Source organism: Serratia sp. BIGb0163 (assembly GCF_024809935.1).
In the GTDB taxonomy this organism is placed as follows: Bacteria; Pseudomonadota; Gammaproteobacteria; order Enterobacterales; family Enterobacteriaceae; genus Serratia; species Serratia quinivorans.
The window spans coordinates 1,449,907-1,470,319 of record NZ_JANUDZ010000001.1 but is presented as its reverse complement, the minus strand read 5'-3'; the positions used below and the strand labels follow the sequence as shown (position 1 = coordinate 1,470,319).

The 20,413-nt window shown below is 57.0% G+C and carries 21 protein-coding genes; 5 read left to right on the top strand and 16 right to left on the bottom strand.

Annotated elements, in window-relative coordinates; all coding sequences use genetic code 11:
* Window positions 1–67 precede the first annotated feature (67 nt).
* Entirely contained in the window at window positions 68–781 is a 714-nt protein-coding gene (locus M2406_RS07050) for a flagellar brake protein (protein WP_259189425.1), read from the top strand.
* 47 nt (window positions 782–828) lie between these two features.
* Here the strand turns inward: M2406_RS07050 and pdxY are convergent, their stop codons facing one another.
* The 3 genes from pdxY to M2406_RS07035 are packed head-to-tail and all read right to left on the bottom strand — an operon-like array spanning window position 829 to window position 2,636.
* Window positions 829–1,668, bottom strand: coding sequence for a pyridoxal kinase (pdxY, locus tag M2406_RS07045; RefSeq protein WP_259189424.1), 840 nt, complete (start codon window positions 1,666–1,668; stop codon window positions 829–831).
* Window positions 1,669–2,385: a glutamine amidotransferase gene (locus tag M2406_RS07040; RefSeq protein ID WP_259189423.1), complete on the bottom strand. Its 717-nt coding sequence runs from the start codon at window positions 2,383–2,385 to the stop codon at window positions 1,669–1,671.
* Entirely contained in the window at window positions 2,382–2,636 is a 255-nt protein-coding gene (locus M2406_RS07035) for a hypothetical protein (protein ID WP_012145292.1), read from the bottom strand. Before M2406_RS07035 ends, M2406_RS07040 begins: the two co-directional genes overlap by 4 nt.
* 68 nt (window positions 2,637–2,704) lie before the next feature.
* Between M2406_RS07035 and M2406_RS07030 the strand changes: the two genes are divergently transcribed.
* A complete protein-coding gene (locus M2406_RS07030) occupies window positions 2,705–4,009 on the top strand; it encodes an aminotransferase class I/II-fold pyridoxal phosphate-dependent enzyme (protein ID WP_259189422.1) in 1,305 nt (434 codons plus the stop codon).
* A 10-nt stretch (window positions 4,010–4,019) separates the two neighbouring features.
* On the opposite strand, the gene M2406_RS07025 is transcribed toward M2406_RS07030, so the two are convergent.
* The 4 genes from M2406_RS07025 to M2406_RS07010 form a co-directional block, all read right to left on the bottom strand.
* Entirely contained in the window at window positions 4,020–4,991 is a 972-nt protein-coding gene (locus M2406_RS07025) for an LLM class flavin-dependent oxidoreductase (protein ID WP_259189421.1), read from the bottom strand.
* Between the two features lie 156 nt (window positions 4,992–5,147).
* Window positions 5,148–5,981 carry a D-alanyl-D-alanine endopeptidase gene (gene pbpG, locus M2406_RS07020; protein WP_129939677.1) on the bottom strand — a complete coding sequence of 278 codons (834 nt, stop codon included), beginning with the start codon at window positions 5,979–5,981 and terminating at the stop codon, window positions 5,148–5,150.
* A 142-nt stretch (window positions 5,982–6,123) separates the two neighbouring features.
* Window positions 6,124–7,038, bottom strand: coding sequence for a polyphosphate kinase 2 (ppk2, locus tag M2406_RS07015; RefSeq protein WP_259189420.1), 915 nt, complete (start codon window positions 7,036–7,038; stop codon window positions 6,124–6,126).
* 26 nt (window positions 7,039–7,064) lie between these two features.
* Entirely contained in the window at window positions 7,065–8,675 is a 1,611-nt protein-coding gene (locus tag M2406_RS07010; protein WP_259189419.1) for an inorganic phosphate transporter, read from the bottom strand.
* Window positions 8,676–8,879: 204 nt separating this feature from the next.
* Between M2406_RS07010 and M2406_RS07005 the strand changes: the two genes are divergently transcribed.
* Window positions 8,880–9,908, top strand: coding sequence for a transporter (locus M2406_RS07005; protein ID WP_012145286.1), 1,029 nt, complete (start codon window positions 8,880–8,882; stop codon window positions 9,906–9,908).
* Here M2406_RS07005 and M2406_RS07000 read toward each other — a convergent pair whose 3' ends face one another.
* The 9 genes from M2406_RS07000 to M2406_RS06960 form a co-directional block, all read right to left on the bottom strand.
* Window positions 9,909–10,442: an SRPBCC family protein gene (locus M2406_RS07000; RefSeq protein ID WP_112362886.1), complete on the bottom strand. Its 534-nt coding sequence runs from the start codon at window positions 10,440–10,442 to the stop codon at window positions 9,909–9,911.
* Between the two features lie 3 nt (window positions 10,443–10,445).
* Window positions 10,446–10,793, bottom strand: coding sequence for a helix-turn-helix transcriptional regulator (locus tag M2406_RS06995; RefSeq protein ID WP_012145284.1), 348 nt, complete (start codon window positions 10,791–10,793; stop codon window positions 10,446–10,448).
* Window positions 10,794–10,883: 90 nt separating this feature from the next.
* On the bottom strand, window positions 10,884–12,110 hold the full coding sequence (locus M2406_RS06990; protein ID WP_259189415.1) for a Zn-dependent hydrolase: 1,227 nt from the start codon (window positions 12,108–12,110) through the stop codon (window positions 10,884–10,886).
* Entirely contained in the window at window positions 12,107–12,598 is a 492-nt protein-coding gene (locus M2406_RS06985; RefSeq protein ID WP_115184615.1) for an L-2-amino-thiazoline-4-carboxylic acid hydrolase, read from the bottom strand. The genes M2406_RS06990 and M2406_RS06985 overlap by 4 nt, the downstream gene beginning before the upstream one ends.
* A gap of 29 nt (window positions 12,599–12,627) precedes the next feature.
* On the bottom strand, window positions 12,628–13,788 hold the full coding sequence (locus M2406_RS06980; protein ID WP_259189414.1) for a branched-chain amino acid ABC transporter substrate-binding protein: 1,161 nt from the start codon (window positions 13,786–13,788) through the stop codon (window positions 12,628–12,630).
* Between the two features lie 34 nt (window positions 13,789–13,822).
* Window positions 13,823–14,536, bottom strand: coding sequence for an ABC transporter ATP-binding protein (locus M2406_RS06975; protein ID WP_259189413.1), 714 nt, complete (start codon window positions 14,534–14,536; stop codon window positions 13,823–13,825).
* Window positions 14,529–15,299, bottom strand: coding sequence for an ABC transporter ATP-binding protein (locus tag M2406_RS06970; RefSeq protein ID WP_017892945.1), 771 nt, complete (start codon window positions 15,297–15,299; stop codon window positions 14,529–14,531). Before M2406_RS06970 ends, M2406_RS06975 begins: the two co-directional genes overlap by 8 nt.
* Window positions 15,296–16,408: an ABC transporter permease subunit gene (locus tag M2406_RS06965; protein WP_259189412.1), complete on the bottom strand. Its 1,113-nt coding sequence runs from the start codon at window positions 16,406–16,408 to the stop codon at window positions 15,296–15,298. Before M2406_RS06965 ends, M2406_RS06970 begins: the two co-directional genes overlap by 4 nt.
* Window positions 16,409–16,417: 9 nt before the next feature.
* The gene (locus tag M2406_RS06960) at window positions 16,418–17,368 is read right to left on the bottom strand and encodes a branched-chain amino acid ABC transporter permease (protein ID WP_012145277.1); all 951 of its coding nucleotides are present in this window, start codon (window positions 17,366–17,368) and stop codon (window positions 16,418–16,420) included.
* A gap of 201 nt (window positions 17,369–17,569) precedes the next feature.
* Between M2406_RS06960 and M2406_RS06955 the strand changes: the two genes are divergently transcribed.
* On the top strand, window positions 17,570–18,448 hold the full coding sequence (locus tag M2406_RS06955) for a LysR substrate-binding domain-containing protein (RefSeq protein ID WP_259189410.1): 879 nt from the start codon (window positions 17,570–17,572) through the stop codon (window positions 18,446–18,448).
* A 71-nt stretch (window positions 18,449–18,519) separates the two neighbouring features.
* Window positions 18,520–20,397, top strand: a complete 1,878-nt coding sequence (locus M2406_RS06950; RefSeq protein ID WP_259189408.1) for a potassium transporter Kup — start codon at window positions 18,520–18,522, stop codon at window positions 20,395–20,397.
* Window positions 20,398–20,413: the final 16 nt, after the last annotated feature.

Genomic DNA, 20,413 nt, shown 5'->3' with positions numbered 1-20,413 from the left:
AATATTCCCAGTGATGATAACTGTAAGGAACGTGTAAAGCGTCATTGGGAAGAGTCAGGAGCGACGAGTGGAGCAGAATGATAACGGATTGTTTATCAAGCAGGAGCGATTCGAAGTACTGGCGATACTGCGTGAAATTTGTAAACAGCGCACGCCACTGAAGGTCGTCAATGATCGGCAGCAGTTTCAAAGCCTGCTGTTGAGCGTCGGGCCGGATAATATTGTGTTTAGCGGCGATGAGGTGGACAACAAGGTCGACGGTGAATGCACCATTGTGATTGAAAGCCATGACGCGAAGATCGAATTTTCCGTGGGACAGGCCGAGTTCACCGACCATCAAGGGGTTAACGCCTGTTCAACCCGATTGCCGAAAGAACTGATCTACATCCAGCGCCGTCGTCAGTTTCGCGTCACCACTCCCCACTGGCGTGAATTTCTCTGCAGCGGCGAATACGCCGATGGCAGCGAGTACCAGTTGAGGATCCACGACCTGTCTGCCGGTGGCGTTGGTTTGCGAGTTGATGGCCCATTGCCGGAAAACCTCCAGCCCGGTTTTCAGTTTAAAAAGGCTTTGTTGGATCTCGGCAGCTACGGCAGTTTCAAGGTCAATATGGAACTGGTGGTGATCAATGAAGATCACGAACTCGATGACGACGACAACATGGTGCACTTCTCGCGCCTGTCGTGCCGTTTTATGAAGCTGGGCCTGGCAATGGAAAGAAAAATTCAGAGCGCAGTGTTTGCTTTCGAATTGGATTTCAATAAAAAGAAAAAACGCTAAATAGGAAATCAGCGGGGCAGCAGGCTGCCCCGTCACTCCGTTCTATTCTATTTCAAGGCACGCAGGCTGCCGATTTCCTCCAAACCGAAATGCGCCGCTTCAGTCAGCACATCGCAGACCTCACTGCTGGCGGTCAGGACTGCACTATTGAGATTTTTCCCGTTCAACAAATGGCTGACCAGCAACGCGGTGAACATGTCACCGGTGCCCTTTACCTTCGACTGAATCTTGGGATGGGTATAGCTTTGCACCTCGTCGTGGCTGACCAACAGTAAGCCAATCTGATCGTCATTTTCCGCCACGCCTGGCGCACTGGTCACCAGTACCCACTCGGTAGTGTCATTCAATAACGCCTGTGCGGCATGCTGCGTTTGCTCTCGGCTGGTTAACGGATGCCCGCAAAGCTGCTCCAGTTCGAAACCGTTGGGGGTGAGGCCATTAGCCAGTTGCAGGAACGGCGAGCGATAGCAACTGACGATACGCTCATCCACGTAAACGCCTTCACCGTAATCGCCCATCACCGGGTCAATATAAATTTTTATCTGCGGATTGATAGCGCGCACGCGCTGTAGCCAGGTGTGTAGAAAATGACATTGGCCAACGTCGCCCAGATAACCGACGATCACCGCCCTGGTGCGTTTAATTACGCCGCGGGTCAGTAAATCCTCGAGAAAGCCGCTGAACCACTCGGCCGGAATTACGCCACCGCTGGGCGCGCCATAATAGGGCGGGCAGCCGAACAGCACGCTGGGTACCTGTAACGCTTCCAGCCCTTTTTTCAGCAAGGTGCGATAGGCGATACCGTTGCCGACGCTGCCATACACGACCTGCGATTGAATACTGATCACATCAATCTGCGGCGGTTGTAATTGAGAAACCTGTTGCATCTATAACATCCTTGGTTCGACTTTATCCAGCCACCGCGTAAATACCTGACGGGCGCGCTGTTCTAATTCTGTACCGTAGCGAGCGGCCTGTTGGCGCAAACGCTGTGGCAGAATACCGGCCAGTTCAAGCTCACAGGCATGGCCCACCAACCAGCGTTCCAGATCCTGATGATCGGCTTCCAGATGGAACTGTAGCCCAAGGGCGAAATCCTGATACTCAAATGCCTGATTAGGACAAACTTCGGTACCGGCCAGGCAGGTCGCGCCCTCCGGGATCATAAACATATCGCCGTGCCAATGCAGCACGGGTGTTGTTCCCAAGGGCGCCAACACTGAGTCTTGATGCTCTGCCAATGTTAACGGTTCGAAGCCGATCTCTTTCACGCCGAGCGAAACCACGTCGGCCCCCAGGGCCTGAGCCATCACCTGTGCGCCAAGACAGACGCCCAGCGTAGGCCGTTTTTGCTGCAGCCGCTGTGTTACCAGTGCTAATTCATCGTTGAGAAACGCATAATGCTGCTGACCGGCAAAATGCTGCGCCGCGCTGATCGGGCCGCCAAGCACCACCAACAGGTCGGTCTCCTCATTATTGATGGCGCGTATATCGTCACGGCCCGCATCGTAATAATCAATCTGATAGCCCCGTAGTGAAAGCAGTGAGCCCAGAATACCGAGGTTTTCAAAATTCACATGTCTGATAGCGACAACTTTCTTCATGGCTGCACCTCCGTGCCAAGGGGATAAGGTTCCAGTTCCAGCGTATCGCCCAGGATGGTGATACCGCCAATGCCGCTTTGATAAACTATCCGACGCTCTTTGACCTGGCTGATATGCAACCGGTAGCCCTGCTCCGTAGGAAACAGCGCCTGGGCCTGCTGCAGTTGGTCGCTGGCCCAGGGGGTGAACATCTGCAAACGGGCGAAAGCTTTGCCATCGTGTTGAATATCGAGTACGTAATGTTTTTCCATCTTTACCCCTTAACTTTTACGTTCCAAACAGGTAATCTGTTTTGAACTAATACAAAAAGGCTTTATGTATGGGTTCATTGTATGCAAAAGGCGGCAGCGCTGTCCAGATTGCTGAACAGATCAGCACGCAGATCAAGCAGGGGGATTTACAGCCGGGTGACCTGTTGCCGCCGGTGCGTCAACTGGCCGGCGAACTGGGAGTTAACCCCAATACCGTTGCCAGCGCCTATGGCAAGCTGCGCGATGCCGGGTTGGTCGCCACCCGCGGGCGTGCCGGTACTCAGGTACTGGAGCAACCGCTGATGGCGGTGCACAGTGTTCGGCAGGTACCCGAAGGCATGCGTGATTTGGCCAGCGGCAATCTGGATGGCACCTTGCTACCGGCACTGTCGCTGAGTGCGGCCGACGTCTTCCCACAGCAGAGTGGCTATGACATCAGCGGTGATTTACCGGCGCTATGTCAGCTTGCCGCTGGCTGGTTGAGCCAACAGGGGGCGGAACTGGGTGAGACGGCGGTGTTTTCCGGGGCGCTGGATGCCATCGAAAAGGCACTGCGCAGCCATGCGGCACCGGGGGCTTCGGTGTGGGTGGAAGATCCCTGTTGGCCACCGTTATTGACACTGCTGCGGCATCTGCGTCTCAAACCCTTGCCGTTGCTGGTGGATGAACAGGGTTGCCGTCTGCCGGAAAAGGACGCGGGTACGCAGGGGTGTGCAGTGATCCTGACGCCACGCGCACAGAACCCAACCGGTATGTCGCTTAGCGCTACACGTGCCAATGACTGGCGTGAGTTCCTGGCCCAAAATCCGGGTTGTCTGGCGATTGTCGATGATTTCTGGGGGCCGCTATCGCAACAGCCACTGAATTTGCCGTTTACGGCAGACAAGGGTTTGTATGTGCTGTCACTGAGCAAGTTTCTCAGTCCGGATCTGCGTATAGCGCTGGCCTGCGGCAAGCCGCAACTGTTGCAGGCAATGCGTGCGGATCAATACATACGCGAACGCTGGGTCAGCCATATTCTGCAGCAAATTGCCGCCAAATTATGGGTGCAGGCGCAGCGTGATGGCTTGCTGGTGCGGGCGCAGCAGGCTTACCAGCAACGACGAGACGCGTTGACGGAGCGGTTGCAAGAATTGACCGGCTCGCGGTTAGCTCCGGGTGAAGGGGTACATATCTGGCTGCCGGTGCGTTCAGAAGCCGCCGCCAGCCAAATCATGGCACAGCGCGGCTGGTTGGTGCAGGGTGGTGAACCCTTCCGTCTGAAAAGCGGCCCGGCGATCCGTGTCAGCCTGGCCAACCTGTTTCCGGAGCAGTTAGAGGAACTGGCTCAGGATCTGGCTGTGGCCATCGGCGCTGGTGCCGTGGTGAACTGATTGGCCAGGCTCAGGCCTGCGCCAACAGTTGCAAAGAGGTCAAACGGGCGACAGGCTCGCTGATCGGCGTGTCTATCACAAACTCTTCCACGCCATATTGCTGCTGTAATTGATTTAACTGACTGCGTACCTGCCGGGCAGTGCCGAGCAGAATGTGGCTTTCGCGCGGCTCAATACGGTAATCGGTAGCTCCGGCCTGCTGAACATAACTCTCTGCCTGCTCAAGGCTGCCGACCGTCACGCTTTGTCCGCCGGTCACATGTACCCGGTATTGCTGGATCCCGGCGGCCAACGCCTGGGCCTGATCGGCCGTGTCGGCAACGATCACCGCGACGGCCAGCAGGGCTTTGCGTCCGCCACTTTGCTCGGCGTAATGAGCCAGTGCGCGCTGGATATCGTCCGGGTTACCATTGAGCTGCGCCGCAAAGACAAAGGCCCAGCCGTGTTCTGCAGCCAGTTGGGCACTTTCTTTGCTGGCTCCCAGCAGGAAGCGTTGTGCGGGCTGTGACGGTTGCGGAGTGGCACTCAGACCGGGTTGCGCGTCATCATTGAGGTAGGCGTTGAGCTGGGCAAGCTGCTGCGGAAAGTCCGGTTTATTCTGTTGATCGTGGGCGGCCTGCAGCGCCTGGGTAGAGAGCGGCAGCCCGCCGGGCGCTTTGCCCACCCCCAGATCGACCCGTCCCGGTGCCAGTGTCGCCAGCAGATTGAAGTTTTCCGCCACCTTATAGGCGCTGTAATGTTGCAGCATGACCCCGCCGGAGCCAATGCGGATGCGGGAGGTTTGCCCGAGTAAATAGGCGATCAGCACTTCGGGGGAAGGGCAAGCGAGCTGCGCGGTATTGTGATGCTCGGCCAGCCAAAAACGACGGTAGCCCCAGATTTCCGCCTGCTGCGCCAAATGCAGCGTGCGTGTCAGCGCCTGGGCGGCGCTCTCTCCTTCGGCAATCGGACTTTTTTCCAACACGCTCAGGGCATAAGCCATTTTCCTGCTCCTTTATCATCAATTATTGATGACAAATAGCATGCCCGGCCCCACAGGCTAAATATTGATTGGAGATAGGATATTCCATTGATAAAAAACGGATTTGGATATGCGCAGAACGGTAAAGAGGCGCGTGATTAACGCGCCTGAAACAGATCAGGATTCCAGCCAGGCTTTCAGGCGAATGGCGTCTTTATAGTGGCCATAGCGCTGCTTCGAGCCGAGCAGGATGATCACCACCGGCTGCCCTTTAATCAGGGTACGCATCACCAGACAGTGTCCGGCTTCGTCGGTGAAACCGGTCTTTTGCAACTGGATTTTCCAGGCGGGATTGTTGATCAGTCCATTGGAGCTGCGGTAGACCAATTGACCGCGGCCAGGACGCACGATTTGCTGTTTGTCGGTACTGAAACGGCGAATGGTCTGATAACGGTAGGCGTGATTAACCATTTTCAGCAGGTCATTGGCACTGGCGACATTGCGCGGTGTAAGCCCGGTAGGATCGTAGAAGCGGGCGTGTTTCATGCCAATGGTGCGCGCTTTTTGATTCATTTTCGCCACGAAGGCTTTGCGCCCCCCGGGATAGTTGCGACTCAGCGCCGAAGCGGCGCGATTTTCCGACGACATCAGCGCGATATGCAACATGTCACGGCGGCTGAGGGTAGAGCCGATCGTCAGGCGCGAGTGGGTTTTCTTCAACAAATCACGGTCGGCAGCGGTGACCATCATCCTGTTGCCCAGTGGACGCTTGCTGTCCAGCGTGACCATGGCAGTCATCAACTTGGTTAGCGAGGCGATAGGCTGCACCCGGTTGGCTTGTTTCTGATACAGGATTTTCCCGGTACGTTGATTGACCACCAATACCGATTTTGAGTACAGCGCCAGCGGCGCAGCGGCTTGTGCTGCGGGCAGAATGAACAGCAGTGTGAGAACCAAAATGGCGCCGAAGCGGCGTGCGGGAAAACGGATGAGGGAATTAAATAAAGACATGGCAGACGTGACTATGATCCTGACAGGTGAATGAATATTGCCAAGAGTCTGCACAGCAAATGTGGAGAAAATAGGGTGGCGTTGTAACGGGATGAGAATCCGACAGGGATCAGGGAGGCGTTTTATCACCTCCCTGGATAAATCAATACACTTCAGGCACCACCATATTGTCGGGCACCGGGTGGCGGTTGTAATCCGGGCTGCGTTTACGCGGCGGCAGGGTGATGACATTGCCTTCCGCCACTTCGTATGGCAGTTGCTCAAGCAGATGGCGAATACAGTTCAGGCGCGCCTTTTTCTTGTCGACGCCCTGAACCACCCACCATGGCGCCTCAGGAATGTTAGTGCGCGCTAACATGACCTCTTTGGCCTCGGTGTAGTCTTCCCAACGGCGGCGGCTCTCCAAATCCATCGGGCTAAGCTTCCACTGCTTTAACGGATCGTGGATGCGGCTGAGAAAGCGCAGTTCCTGCTCATCGTCAGTGATAGAAAACCAGTATTTGACGATCTGTATGCCGCTGCGCGTCAGCATTTTCTCGAACTCTGGCACGCTACGGAAAAACTCTTCATATTCCTCGTCGTTGCAAAAGCCCATTACTTTCTCTACTCCGGCGCGGTTGTACCAGCTGCGATCGAACAGCACCATTTCGCCCGCTGCCGGCAGATGGGCGATAAAACGTTGGAAATACCACTGGGTACGTTCGCGGTCGTTCGGCGCAGGCAGCGCGGCCACGCGACAGGTGCGAGGGTTCAGGCGTTGAGTGATACGTTTGATCACGCCGCCTTTGCCGGCGGCGTCGCGGCCTTCAAAAATGATCACCAGCCGGTGGCCGGTGCGCATCACCCAGTCCTGCAGTTTGACCAGTTCCCCCTGCAGGCGCAGCAATTCGCGAAAATATTGTTTGCGCCAGGCTTTCTTCTGGTCACTGTCCACTTCGCTATCGTCAAAGCGCAGGTCGTCCAGTTCCATCTCCAGCTCTTCGTCGTAACTGTCGTAAAACTCCTGCAGCAGGCGTTGGTTGAAGCTTTCGTCGCGGTCAAATTCATGCATGGCCATAATTAATTCTCCGTGTTAGCCCGGTTTTAGAAATGGGTGAAAATCCAGTACAGCCCGGCAGAAAGCAGCACCGAGGCCGGCAGCGTCAACACCCAGGCCATCAGCAGATTGCGCAGGGTGGACATTTGCAGGCCGGAGCGGTTGGCCGCCATGGTACCGGCGATGCCGGATGACAGAACGTGGGTCGTGGAGACCGGTAAACCAAAAATGTCCGCCGCGCCGATAGTGGTCATCGCCACCAGTTCGGCACTGGCCCCCTGGGCATAGGTCAGATGACTTTTGCCGATTTTCTCACCAACGGTGACCACAATGCGCCGCCAGCCGACCATGGTGCCCAACCCCAGAGCAATAGCTACCACCACCTTGACCCAGAACGGGATAAAGCGGGTGGCGCTGTCCAGATCGCTTTTCAGGGCATCCAGATTGCGCTGCGAGTCAGCGGATAATTGCAGCTGTTTTTCCGACTTAAGGTGTTTAATCACCTCCGATGCCAGATACATATCGTTACGGGTGTTGGAAACCGCCTGCGCAGGGATTTTGTCGACCGAGCCGTACTGACGAATTTGATCGCCAATGGCCCCGGTCAACTGCGCCAGCGCTGGGACCACTTCTGCGGTCAGTTCACTGGTACGCACATAGCCGGTCAGCACGTCGCGCGGCGGAGTCTGGCTGACCGCCGGGAACTGGTGCAGCAGTTGGTTTTTGGTGACATCCGCCAGTGCCGCCACGCGGGGGATTTGCTCGGGCGGCATGGAGCGGTTCAGCGCGTAGGCAATCGGCATGGTCCCGACCAGGATCAGCATGATCAGGCCCATGCCTTTTTGCCCGTCGTTGGAGCCATGGGCAAAGGAAACCCCGGTACAGGTGAGGATCAGCAAACCGCGGATCCACAGCGGCGGCGGCGAATCATTCTTGGGGGCGGTGTACAACTGACGATTTTTGACGAAGACTTTCAGCGCCAGCAGCAGCAGGGCGGCAAACACAAAACCGATCACCGGGGAAAGCAACAAGGCATAGCCCACCTTAATCGCCTGGCCCCAGTCAACACCGCTGGTGCCGGTGCGGCCATGGATTAGCGCATTGGCTACCCCAACGCCGATAATCGAGCCAATCAGGGTATGAGACGAGGAGGCCGGCAGCCCGAGCCACCAGGTGCCGAGGTTCCAGATAATCGCCGAGAACAGCAGGGCGTAAACCATGGCAAAGCCATTGCCGGTACCGGCCTGCAAGATCAACTCAACCGGCAACAGCGAAATGATGCCGAACGCCACCACTCCGCTGGAAAGCAACACGCCGAGAAAGTTAAAGAACCCTGACCAAACCACGGCTACCATGGGCGACAATGAATGGGTATAAATAACGGTGGCCACCGCATTGGCGGTATCATGAAAACCATTAACAAATTCAAAGCCCAGCGCAATCAGCAACGCTAACCCCAATAAAAGGAACGGCAGGTAGCTGGTATATACCGCACCGGCATCGCTAACGTCGTTAAATAAATTCACCCCGGCAAAAGCTATCCCCAGCACTAATAAAAAAACAAAAAAAAGAACAGTGAGTCGACTGTTCTTTTGGTAGATTTTTGGCAGGCTGGACGCGGTTGGCGCACCTGCCTGAACGGCGCTGTTATCGCTCATAAAGGACCTTCCCGATAGACTTCATTAGAATACTGACGATGTTGTACAGTGCTGCCATCAAAGTATTGGGAAATAATGTGACTTTTTTATGACGCTAATATTAATCATCGGGAAAAGTGAAAATAATTAACGTTGTCATTTAAAGATTGATATAAAGGCGAAAGCCAATTAATTAATCAGTGCGGTTATTCAGGATAAAGGTTTATGGCTCAAACGGTTGCGGGAAAATTGCACAAACTTGATTTTGATGATGAGGTTACCGGGCTGATTTACGGACACGTGTTCCGCACGGCAGAGCCGCCGCAGCCGGTGTCTTCGCAGCAGGCTTGCCAGGCCTGGCAGGCGTTATTGCCGGGGGAGGGATTTATCTGGCTACATCTCAACCTGAACCATGCGGCCGCAGAAAAATGGCTAAAAAACCACTTTGCCATTTCCGATTTTTTCTTTGACGAAATTCGTCACGGTTCCCATACCACCCGCATTGAGCGCCAGGGCGATGATCTGTTCGCGGTGCTCAACGACGTCATTTTTCACCCCAAAGAGAACAATCCAGAGATTGCCACGCTGTGGCTGTACTGCCGTAGCGGGCTGGTGGTCACGGCAAGGCACAAACCGCTGCGTTTGATTGAGCGGTTGCTGGGCCGTCTGGGGCCGCTGCAACTGGCATCCTCTACCGAGCTGTTGGCGCACCTGCTGGAAGAACAGGAAGAGGTGCTGGAGCAGGTGGTCCGTCAGGCCAACCAGTATGTCGACACCATTGAAGATCGCCTGTTGAGCAATCATGTGAAGCGTAACCGCACCGAACTGGGGCGCATGCGTCGCATGCTGCTGCGATTTCAGCGGCTTTTGGCACCGGAGCCGGCGGCGCTGTTTCGTTTACTGAATCGGCCGCCGACCTGGCTGAGCCGCGACGTGGTGCAGGATTTACGCCAGTTCACCGAAGAGTTCACCGTGGTATTGAACGACCTTGCCAGTCTGACCGAGCGAATTCGTCTGTTGCAAGAGGAGATTGGCGCCAAGCAGATGGAGCAGAACAACCGCACGCTGTACACCCTGACGGTGATCACCGTATTGGCGCTGCCGATCAATATCGTTGCCGGTTTCTTCGGTATGAATGTGGGCGGGATCCCGCTGGCCAGCAATCACCACGGTTTTATCCTGTTGGTGTTGCTGGTCGGCGGCTTTACGCTGGTGACCGGCTATCTGGCCTTCAGACGCCGGGATGAAGGCTGATCAGAGTCTGGCCCGGTACTCTTCTTCCAGCCTGGCGTGGGTACTCCAGAAGGGCTGAGGTTGCCGGTCGTGCAGACGGTCGACCAGAATATCCAGATGAGTGTGCCAGCCGCCGGCCACGCTGAGCATTTCGTCACGGTTAGCCAGGCGACGATGGGTCACCGTCAACAGCACCGCGTTACCCTGTTCGGTCAATTCGAAGGTCACTTCGGAAGGGCGGTTCTGCCCCTGTTCCGCCCAGGTAAAGCTCAGCAGCCGCGGCGGGAACAGGCAGGTGATATGGCCGACGTTGCTGACGCTGCAACCGAGGTTTTTATATTTGGCCGGCGTTTGTTCATGCTCACCGGTCAAGTCGGAATTGCGGAACACCAGCTCAACCTGGGCACCGTTTTCCAGCTTCATATCGCCGGCGGCCAGCCAGGTGGCGCGTTTGTCGGATTCCGTCAGATAGGCCCAGACCCGTTCGATCGGGCCGGGCAGCAGCCGCTGAATGCGCAGCGTGCCGGTTTCAATAATCATGCCGTAGTCGTTCATAGTTCACTCCTTGGGAGGATTCGGTTCGGGCTGCAGCAGCGCTATTTCCAGCGCGTCCAGCCGCTCTGTCCAGAAATGCTCGTAGGTTTTCAGCCATTGCATGGCCTGCGCCATTGGCTCGGGTTCAAGCCGGCAGATATGGTTTCTTCCCTGCACGGTTCGCTGCACCAGCCCAGCAAGCTCCAGCGCCTTGATATGCTTGGATGCGCCGGCAAACGACATTTGCAGCGGCGCGGCCAGTTCACCAATGCTGTGCTCACCGCCGGCCAACGCACGCAGTATCGCGCGCCGCGTTGGGTCGGAAAGTGCACGAAAAATGGCGTCCAGCTGTGAGGAAGATAATTTAACCATATGGTTGAATATAGAACAGGTGGGCTAATATTCAACCAGTTTGTTGAATATTTTTTTCCAGGCCCCGGCCGATTAACCGGGGCAGCGGGATCAGGCGCGGGTTTGTGCCAGCAGCGCGTTAAGCAACACGTTGGCACCGGCGGTCGCCCACGCAGGCGAGATGTTTTCCAGTTCGTTGTGGCTGATACCGTCCACGCAGGGAATGAAAATCATCGCCGTGGGGGCCACCCGACTCAGGTAGCAGGCGTCGTGACCGGCACCGGAAACCATATCGCGGTGTGAATATCCCAGCGCCTGTGCCGCCTGGCGGACGCTGTCGATACAGCCTTGATCAAAACGTATCGGTTGATACTGGAAGATACGCTCGGCACTGGCGCTCAGCCCCTGGTTGCCGACCTCGGCCACCGCAGCCAGCAGCTGTTGTTCCATCTGTTCCAGCACTGCCTCTTGCGGGTGACGAAACTCAACGCTGAAGAACACCTTGCCAGGCACCACGTTGCGTGAATTGGGAGTGATTTGTGCCATCCCCACCGTGGCGCGCGCGTCTGGCATGAAATGCTTGCCGATGTTGTTGACTGCCGTAACCAGGGTGGCGAAACCAAGCAGGGCATCACGGCGGCGATCCATCGGCGTGGTACCGGCATGGGCGCTAAAACCGATGATTTCCAGCTCATACCAGCGTTGACCTTGCGCTGTGGTTACTACGCCAATCTCAATGTTTTCCGCTTCGAGGATAGGGCCTTGCTCAATATGCAGCTCAAAGGCGGCGTGGATCGGCATGTCGCCCACGGTGTGTTCACCGGCGTAGCCAATCTGCTGCAACGCCTCACCGATACTGGTGCCTTGTGCATCGCTGCGTGACAGGCCGTATTCCAGATCGAACACCCCGGCAAACACCCCGGAGGCAATCATTGCCGGGGCGAAACGAGCGCCTTCTTCGTTGGTCCAGTTGACCACTTCCAGCGCTCGCTCGGTGGCAATCTGGCGATCGTTAAGGGTACGGATCGCTTCCAGACCGGCCAACACGCCATAAATACCGTCGAAACGGCCGCCGTTGGGCTGGGAGTCAACGTGGGAACCGGTGATCACCGGCGCCAACTCTGGGCGGGTGCCTTCACGGCGCAAGAACATATTACCCATGCGGTCGACCCGTACACTGCAACCGGCTGCCAGCGCCCAGTCACGCAATTGGTCGCGAGCCTGACGGTCCTCTTCGCTGAGCGCCAGGCGGGTGACGCCGTCTTTCGGGATGGCGCCGAATTGCGCCATGTCGAGCAGGCTTTGCCACAGGCGTTCGCCATTCACCTGATGCGTCATTTTTTCTCTCCCGGCGCTTTGGCGGTGTAGCGGAAATCGCAGCAGGACGCGCCGGACATAATGGTCTGGGTACGCTGCAGTTCGACATCCGGCGCATAGCCGACGATAAACTGACTGTCGCGGGCGCAGGACAACAGGTGGCCGATTTCCCCCAGCCCCATCTGGTGGTACATTTCGGCATAACGGCAGCGGGTGACGTTATAGTCGAAATGCTGCTCATCCTGGTGGATCACCTTCACCTGCAGCGCATCGTCTTTTTCCCACAGGTACTGCAAGGCGGCGAAACTCTGCAAATCAGCGCCATTCGGCTCCTGCGCGGCAAAGTTTTTACCGGCCTCGATGGCCGCGTTTTCGATGGCTTCACCAATCACCGCCTGCGCTCGCTCTTTACCGATCTCACGCACCAGGATTTGGTAGATTGGCTTGATGATTTCCGCCTCTATCCGGCGTCGGGCCAGAATGCCCAATTCGTTTTTTGCCTCGCTCATTGCCTTGCTCCTCACTGCCTTGCGGATTGTTATTGTGCTTTTGCGCCGCCCAGTACGCTTTGCGGCTGCCATTTGCCATCAACCACCCGGTAAAGAGTGAAACTCGGCTGCTGCAGATTGCCCTGTGCATCGAACACAATAGTGCCCGTGACGCCCTGATAATGGATGGCGCGCAGCTTCGGCAGATAATCGGCCGGATCGGCGGACCCCGCCTGCTCGATGGCGGCAATCAATACCCGCGTAGCGTCGTAGGCGAACGGCGCATGCAGTTCGATATGGGTTTTGTAGCGGTCACGGTAGGCCTGCTCAAAGGCTTTGCCGCCTGGCATCTGTTCCAGCGGCAGGCCCGGCTCCAGTGCTACCACGCCTTCACCTTCTTTCTGTGCCAGCGTCAGGAAAGTCTGGCTGACAAAGCCACCTGCGCCCATCAGTTGGGTGTTCATCCCCAACTGTTTGATGCGACGGGCCAGCGGGGCGGCCTGCGAGTCGACGCCGCCGAAGAAGATCAAATCGGCGTTCTTGCTGCGCACGGTGGTCAGTACCGCACTGAAATCAACGGTCTTGTCGTCGACATACTCCCGCGCGACCGGTTGCAGGCCCTGAGCCGCCAACGACTTGATAAACTCATCTGCCAGCCCCTGGCCGAACGCGGTGCGATCGTCGATTACCGCAATACGCTTGGCCTTCAGCACCTTCACCGCATAGTCGCCGGCATAATGACCGCCGTCATCGTCGTGGCCCATTACGCGGAAGCTGGTATCGAACCCTTGCTGAGTATAGCCGTGGCCAGTGGCGACCGGTGCGACCTGAGCAATACCGGCGTCGTGGTAAATGCGTGCCGCCGGGATGCTGGTGCCGGTGTTCCAATGGCCGACCACGCCGGCGACGCCTTCGTCCACCAGGCGTTGGGCTACCGCAACGGCGGTGCGTGGGTCTGACTGATCGTCCTCGGACAGCAGTTTAAAGGTGACCGGCTTGCCTTTCAGCGTCGGTTTCTGGGCGTTGGCATCGGCGATGGCCAACTGCGCGCCATTTTCCAAATCTTTGCCGATACGGGCGGAAGGGCCGGTCAGCGGGCCTGCCAGCCCGATCAAAATAGTTTCATCGGCCTGAACCGGCGATGTCGCGCCCAGGCTGACCAAAACGGTGGCGGCCAGCGCCAACGGCTTGAAGCGAGTTATCTTGCTCATGTAAAACTCCCGGTGTGGTTAAAAGTAAAAGCGGTTATTCGCCCAGATAGGCTTGTTTGATTTTTTCATCGTCCAGCAGGTCGGCAGAGCGACCACAGTGGCTCAGGCTGCCGCTGTCCAGCACATAGGCGCGATCCGTAGATGCCAGTGCCAGTCGGGCATTTTGTTCCACCAAAAGCAGCGTGACACCGTCACGAGAAAGGCTTTTGATAACCTCAAAAATGGCTTCAACCACGATCGGCGCCAACCCCATAGAGGGCTCATCGAGCACCAACAGGCGCGGACGGCTGAGTAACGCCCGGCCAATGGCCACCATCTGCTGCTCACCGCCGGAAAGCAGCCCGGCCTGCTGTTGCAGCCGTTCACGCAACCGCGGGAAAATAGAGCAAACCTGTTCCAGATCTTGTCGCACCGCCGGTTTGTCACGGCGCGAATAGGTACCAAGCTGCAGGTTTTCCAGCACCGTCATGCGGGCGAAAATACCGCGTCCTTCCGGGACCATCACCAGGCCCTGTTGCAATAAGCGATGAGGTGGCATACCGCGAATGGAACGGCCGTCGAACAGGATTTCCCCTTCGAAGGGTTGCAGGCCGGTCAGCGCGCGCAGGCTGGAGGTTTTACCTGCACCGTTAGCACCGATCAAAGTCACCTGTTCGCCGCTGTTCACTGTAAAATCGATGCCTTTCACGGCATGAATGCCGCCGTAAGACACTTTTAACTGTTTGACCATCAATAAGGGTTCAGACATCGGCAGCTCCCCCCAGATAAGCGCGGATCACCGCCGGTTCACGTCGCACCTGTGCCGGTTCGCCTTCGGCGATCACTCGGCCGTAATCAAGTACCGTCAGACGGTCGCACAATCCCATCACCAGTTTGACGTCGTGCTCGATCAACAACAGGGTTTTGCCGCTTTCGCGGATACGTTGCAGTAGCTCGCGCAGCGCCACTTTTTCGGCGGCGTTCATACCGGCTGCCGGTTCATCCAGCGCCAGTAATTTCGGCTCGGTCGCCAGCGCCCGGGCGATTTCCAACCGCCGCTGGTGACCATAGGAAAGGTCGCCGGCGCGATAGTGGGCAAACTGGCTGATGCCGACGTACTCCAGCAGTGCGTGGGATTTCTCTCGTGTGGCTTGTTCTTCCTCTCGGGCACGCCGATGGCGTGAGATCGCCGCCCACAGGCCGTTGCGGGTGCGCAGATGGCAACCGACCATCACGTTCTCCAGAACGCTCATTTCATTGAACAAGCGCAGGTTTTGGAAGGTGCGGGCGATACCGGCCTGTGCCACCTTGTCGATGGCCTGCGGCTTGTAGCGGCGATCCTGCAGACGAAACTCGCCGCTGTCGGCCCGGTACAGGCCAGTGATCAGGTTGAAACAGGTGGTTTTTCCTGCACCGTTCGGCCCGATCAACCCGTAAATTTCGCCCTGGTGAATGCTGATGCTTACGTCATCCACCGCGGTCAGCCCGCCAAAGCGCTTACTGACGTGACTGAGTGTGAGAAGTGGCGTCATGAAGCGGCTCCCGGTTGATGGCGTGCCGGCCACAGGCCCGCAGGGCGATACAGCATCACCAGAATCAGGGCCAGCCCGTAGAATAGTTGGCGAATAATCTCTGGATCTATCCACACCTGGCCGAATAGCGCCTGTTGCAGAGTGCCCATGGTGCTGCGCAGCAGCTCTGGCAGGGCGGCCAGCAGTAATGCGCCGAGGATCACGCCGGGGATGTGGCCCATGCCGCCCAACACCACCATTGCCAATACGGCGATCGACTCTTGCAGAGTGAAGGATTCCGGTGAGACAAAGCCCTGAAACGCCGCAAACAGTGCGCCGGCGACACCGCCAAAAGTGGCTCCGATGGCGAAAGCCAGCAGCTTGAAGTTGCGTGTGTTGATGCCCATCGCCCGCGCCGCGTCTTCATCTTCGCGAATGGCGGTCCAGGCGCGGCCAACCCGCGAATGCTGCAGGCGCAGGCAGACAAACAGGATCAGCAACAGCAGAGCAGCGAACAGGTAATAATAGAGATACAGCGATGAAAAACGGATGCCAAACCACGAGTGCATACCGGAAAATTTCAGGCCGAACAGCGTGACCGGATCGATAGCGGAAATCCCTTTAGGGCCATTGGTGATATTGAGTGGCCGGTCCAGATTACGCATCAAAATACGCACTATCTCACCGAAACCCAGCGTGACGATCGCCAGATAGTCGCCACGCAACCGCAGCGTAGGTGCTCCCAGCAGAATGCCGCACAGCGCTGCCAGCACCGCTGCCAGTGGGATCAACAGCAGAATCGACAGATGCAGCCCCTCAGGGAACCACTGCAACAGCAGCGGAAATTGTTGAGTAAGGTGCGGTGACGAGAGCAGTGCGGTCAGGTAGGCGCCGACGGCGTAAAAAGCGATAAACCCCATGTCCAGCAGGCCGGTGAGGCCGACCACGATGTTCAGACCCAGCGCCAGCATCAGATACAGCAGTGCGAAGTCGATCACCCGCACCCAATAGTTACCGCCGACGGATCCGGCCACCCAGGGGGCCAGCAGCAGACCGAGAAAAAACAGAACCACACCAAGTCTGGCGCGATGAGGGGAAGCGGTGTGTAGAGTAGCGGTCAGAATAGTCATCTCGTGTCCTCAGGCGCGGGTGGCGACGCGTTCGCCCAACAGCCCGGATGGGCGCAATACCAGTACGGCAATCAAGATCAGGAAGGCGAAAACGTCCTGATAGTTGCTGCCGAAGGTGCCGCCGGTCAGTTCGCCGAGATAACCGGTGCCCAGTGACTCGAACAGCCCCAGCAATAATCCGCCGAGCATGGCACCGCGCAGGTTGCCGATACCGCCCAGTACGGCGGCAGTAAAGGCCTTGATGCCTGGCAGGAAGCCCATGGAGAAACCGGCGTTACCATAATTGCTGGCCATCATGATGCCCGCTATGGCTGCCAGCGCGCCGCCGAGGGCGAAAGTCAGAATGATGATGCGGTTGGGATCGATGCCCATCAGGCTGGCGACCTGCGGGTTTTCCGCCGTGGCGCGCATGGCGCGGCCAAAGCGCGAGTGCTCGACCAGCAGCAGCAACCCGAGCATCACCAGTACTGCGACCCCCAGCGTGGCGATTCCGGTACCGGTGATCACCGCTGGTGCGTGTTCAGCGCTACCCTGGGTCAGGGCAATAGGTGACATGGGCAGCAGTTGCGGGAACATTAACGGATTGCGCGACCAGATCAGCATCGCCAGCGTTTGCAGCAGTAGCGATACGCCAATCCCGCTGATCAGCGGAGCCAGACGCGGAGCATTACGCAGGCGACGGTAGGCCAGCCGTTCAATGCTCATCGACACCAACGCGCAGACCGCCATGGCAACCAGCGCCGCCAGCAACAGCATGACGTAAGGTGACAGGCCAGGGAAATGATGCTGCAACACGCCCAGGGTAGACAGGGCGCTCAGTGCACCAACCATCAACACATCGCCGTGGGCAAAATTGATAATGCGCAGAATGCCGTACACCATGGTGTAACCCAGGGCGATCAACGCATAAATGCTGCCGAGCATCAGTCCGTTGACGGTCTGCTGTACCAGCGTATCCATAGGGGGAGTCCCGAAAAATTATGATTCAGGAAGCTCAGAGTAGAGAGTTAGCGAAAATTGTAAAATACGGAAATATAATTTCTTATACAGAAAATGTGTGTTTTTAATTTATTGATTTATTTGTATATTAATTTTAAACCGCCGACGATGTTTAACCGAAATAGTCAACATATGAAATAAACAGAACAATGCGTCACAGCGTTGCCTAACGATCCGCCGCTGCGCGCGGTGCGGGCGTTTGAGGCTATCGCCCGCCTGGGTAGCATCACCGCCGCGGCGAAAGAACTTGCGATATCCCCTTCGGCAGTCAGTCACCAACTCAAAACGCTGGAGGCCTTTCTGCAAATGCCGCTGACCGAGCGGCAGGGGCGTAACCTGATCCTGCGCAACGAAGGGCGGGATTATTACCGCTCTATTCGCTCGGCGTTTAACGTATTACGCCAGGCGACCGAGCAGGTGCGTGAGCAATCGGCTTCCCGGCAGGTCACCATCAGCCTGATCCCGCTGTTCGGCATGGGCTGGTTTATTCCGCGTTTGCATGGGTTTCTGCGCGAAAACCCTGATATCGACATCAATGTGGTGTACGCCAACCACCGTAATTACCTCAGTGACGCTGCCGATATCTCGATTCGTTTTGGCACCGGGCAATGGAGCGGTTATCGCAGTGAAAAATTGATGTCCGGCAAAATGGTGCCGGTATGCAGTCGGGGGTTTATCAAGGTGCATGGACTGTTGGACACGCCGGATCAACTTTCACCACTGCCGCTGCTGCATGACGAAGAACGCACCACCTGGATGCAATGGTTTCAGTTGGCCGGAGTCCGTCGGCCGCTACGCAGTACCGGCCCGATGTTTGAAGATGGCTTGCTGACGCTGGCGGCGGTGCAGGCGGGTTTGGGCTGCGCCCTGATGCGTGAGCCGTTGATCGCGCCTTACCTCAGCAGCGGCGAACTGGTTAAGCTGTTTGACCTGGCAATTGATGACGGCCGAGATTACTACCTGTGCGTAAGGCAGAACACCGAACTGTCGCCGGAAGGGCTGAACCTGCAACGCTGGTTGCTCAAAGAGGCCGAAGGTTGAATAAGGTCACGTGCTAACTGCCTGAACTGTCTATCCTGAATATATCGCGATGGCTTATTCAGGAGCGCTTGATGACCACAGAGAATGAACCGGAAACGCCTAAAATGAGCCTGCCACTGCTGGCCGGCGGCGCATTGGGGGGGGTGTTCGGCGATATCGGCACCAGCCCGCTGTATACCCTGAAAACCGTGCTGTTTCTCTCCGGTGATGCGCCGTCGCCACCGGTGATCCTTGGTCTGCTGTCGCTGATTTTCTGGACGCTGGTGATTGTCACCTCACTGAAATACGCCATGTTTGCCATGCGTATCGATAACCGTGGCGAAGGTGGCATCATGGCGCTGATGTCATTGTTGGTCAGTAAGAAAAAGATCCGACCGATGGTGGTGTTTGCCGGCCTGTTTGGTGCCGCGCTGATCTACGGCGATGGCGCGATCACCCCGGCGATTTCGGTATTGTCGGCGCTGGAAGGGCTGAATATTGTCCTGCCCGAGTCTCAACCCTATATCCTGCCGGCGGCGGTGGTGATCCTGGTCAGCCTGTTCGCCATTCAACCCTTGGGCACCGCGCGCATCGGCAAAGTTTTCGGGCCGATTATGGCGCTGTGGTTCTTTTCCATTGCCGCGCTGGGCATTTGGGGAATTATCCAGCATCCGGCGGTGCTGATGGCGTTAAACCCGCTGTATGGCATTGATTTTCTGTTTTCCAATGGGCTGACCAGTTTCCTGGTGCTGGGCGGCGTTTTCCTCTGTGTTACCGGTGCGGAAGCGCTATACGCCGATATGGGGCACTTTGGCAAAAAACCGATCTGGCTCGCCTGGTTTGGCATTGTGTTCCCCAGCCTGTTACTGAACTATGCCGGGCAGGCCGCGCTGATCCTCTCCGGTGCGGACGTCACCCAGAATATCTTTTTCCGCCTGTGTCCGCCGATACTGCAAATTCCGCTGGTGATTTTGGCGACCCTGGCCACCATTATCGCCAGTCAGGCGATCATCAGCGGGGCGTTTTCCATGACCCGCCAGGCGATCCAGCTTGGCTGGCTGCCGCGATTGCGGGTCAAACAGACCACCGAAGAAAGTTATGGGCAAATTTACATCAGCGCCATTAACTGGCTGCTGATGGCGGCGACGGTATTTTTGACCGTGTTCTTCAAGTCATCCGATAATTTGGCCGCCGCCTACGGTATCGCCGTATCGCTCACCATGATCATGACTACCGGACTGCTGTTTGTGGCCATGCGCGAGGTGTGGCGTTGGGGAGCGATCGCCAGCCTGTTGGTGGCCGGCAGCTTCTTTATCGTCGATCTCAGCTTCCTGCTGGCTAACCTCAGCAAGGTGTTGGAGGGCGGGTACGTCCCGCTGCTGCTGGCGACTCTGGTGTATGGCGTGATGTTAATCTGGCATCGCGGGGTGATCGCGGCTTCCCGTACGTTGGGGGAAAAGAGTCTGCCGCTGGCAGATTTTCTGGTTCATCTTGAGGAGCAGAGTATCCCCAGGGTGCCGGGCACGGCAATCTTTCTTACCCGCACCCTGAGCGGCACGCCGCCGGTGATGAAATGGCATGTCAAACGCAACGGTTCGCTGCATGCCAATGTGCTGTCGCTGCATATCACGATCGTTAACGAACCCCGGGTGGCGAATGCCGAACGGCTGGTGATGCGGCAACAGTCACCGGGATTTTGGTGTGGCGTGGCGAGCTATGGCTTTATGGAGCGACCCAATATTCCTCGTCTGTTACACCATGCGGAGGCACAGAAAACCGGGCTGAATTTTGACGATGCCACCTATTATCTGGGGCTTGAAACCGTGGTGCGCCGCGAGGCCAATGACCGTTTACCGGCCTGGCAACGCAACATTTTTGCGCTGATGGTGCGTAACGGCATGCACGTGACGGATTACTATTATTTGCCGAGCGACCAGGTAGTCGAAATCAGCCGGCGGGTGCCGGTGTGAACCGTTGGCTATAGGT

Bases quoted from the DNA above. Each gene is read 5' to 3' on its own strand.
- pdxY (WP_259189424.1), bottom strand. From the start codon at position 1,668: ATGCAACAGGTTTCTCAATTACAACCGCCGCAGATTGATGTGATCAGT.
- M2406_RS07040 (WP_259189423.1), bottom strand. From the start codon at position 2,385: ATGAAGAAAGTTGTCGCTATCAGACATGTGAATTTTGAAAACCTCGGT.
- M2406_RS07035 (WP_012145292.1), bottom strand. From the start codon at position 2,636: ATGGAAAAACATTACGTACTCGATATTCAACACGATGGCAAAGCTTTC.
- M2406_RS07030 (WP_259189422.1), top strand. From the start codon at position 2,705: ATGGGTTCATTGTATGCAAAAGGCGGCAGCGCTGTCCAGATTGCTGAA.
- M2406_RS07025 (WP_259189421.1), bottom strand. From the start codon at position 4,991: ATGGCTTATGCCCTGAGCGTGTTGGAAAAAAGTCCGATTGCCGAAGGA.
- pbpG (WP_129939677.1), bottom strand. From the start codon at position 5,981: ATGTCTTTATTTAATTCCCTCATCCGTTTTCCCGCACGCCGCTTCGGC.
- ppk2 (WP_259189420.1), bottom strand. From the start codon at position 7,038: ATGGCCATGCATGAATTTGACCGCGACGAAAGCTTCAACCAACGCCTG.
- M2406_RS07010 (WP_259189419.1), bottom strand. From the start codon at position 8,675: ATGAGCGATAACAGCGCCGTTCAGGCAGGTGCGCCAACCGCGTCCAGC.
- M2406_RS07005 (WP_012145286.1), top strand. From the start codon at position 8,880: ATGGCTCAAACGGTTGCGGGAAAATTGCACAAACTTGATTTTGATGAT.
- M2406_RS07000 (WP_112362886.1), bottom strand. From the start codon at position 10,442: ATGAACGACTACGGCATGATTATTGAAACCGGCACGCTGCGCATTCAG.
- M2406_RS06995 (WP_012145284.1), bottom strand. From the start codon at position 10,793: ATGGTTAAATTATCTTCCTCACAGCTGGACGCCATTTTTCGTGCACTT.
- M2406_RS06990 (WP_259189415.1), bottom strand. From the start codon at position 12,110: ATGACGCATCAGGTGAATGGCGAACGCCTGTGGCAAAGCCTGCTCGAC.
- M2406_RS06985 (WP_115184615.1), bottom strand. From the start codon at position 12,598: ATGAGCGAGGCAAAAAACGAATTGGGCATTCTGGCCCGACGCCGGATA.
- M2406_RS06980 (WP_259189414.1), bottom strand. From the start codon at position 13,788: ATGAGCAAGATAACTCGCTTCAAGCCGTTGGCGCTGGCCGCCACCGTT.
- M2406_RS06975 (WP_259189413.1), bottom strand. From the start codon at position 14,536: ATGTCTGAACCCTTATTGATGGTCAAACAGTTAAAAGTGTCTTACGGC.
- M2406_RS06970 (WP_017892945.1), bottom strand. From the start codon at position 15,299: ATGACGCCACTTCTCACACTCAGTCACGTCAGTAAGCGCTTTGGCGGG.
- M2406_RS06965 (WP_259189412.1), bottom strand. From the start codon at position 16,408: ATGACTATTCTGACCGCTACTCTACACACCGCTTCCCCTCATCGCGCC.
- M2406_RS06960 (WP_012145277.1), bottom strand. From the start codon at position 17,368: ATGGATACGCTGGTACAGCAGACCGTCAACGGACTGATGCTCGGCAGC.
- M2406_RS06950 (WP_259189408.1), top strand. From the start codon at position 18,520: ATGACCACAGAGAATGAACCGGAAACGCCTAAAATGAGCCTGCCACTG.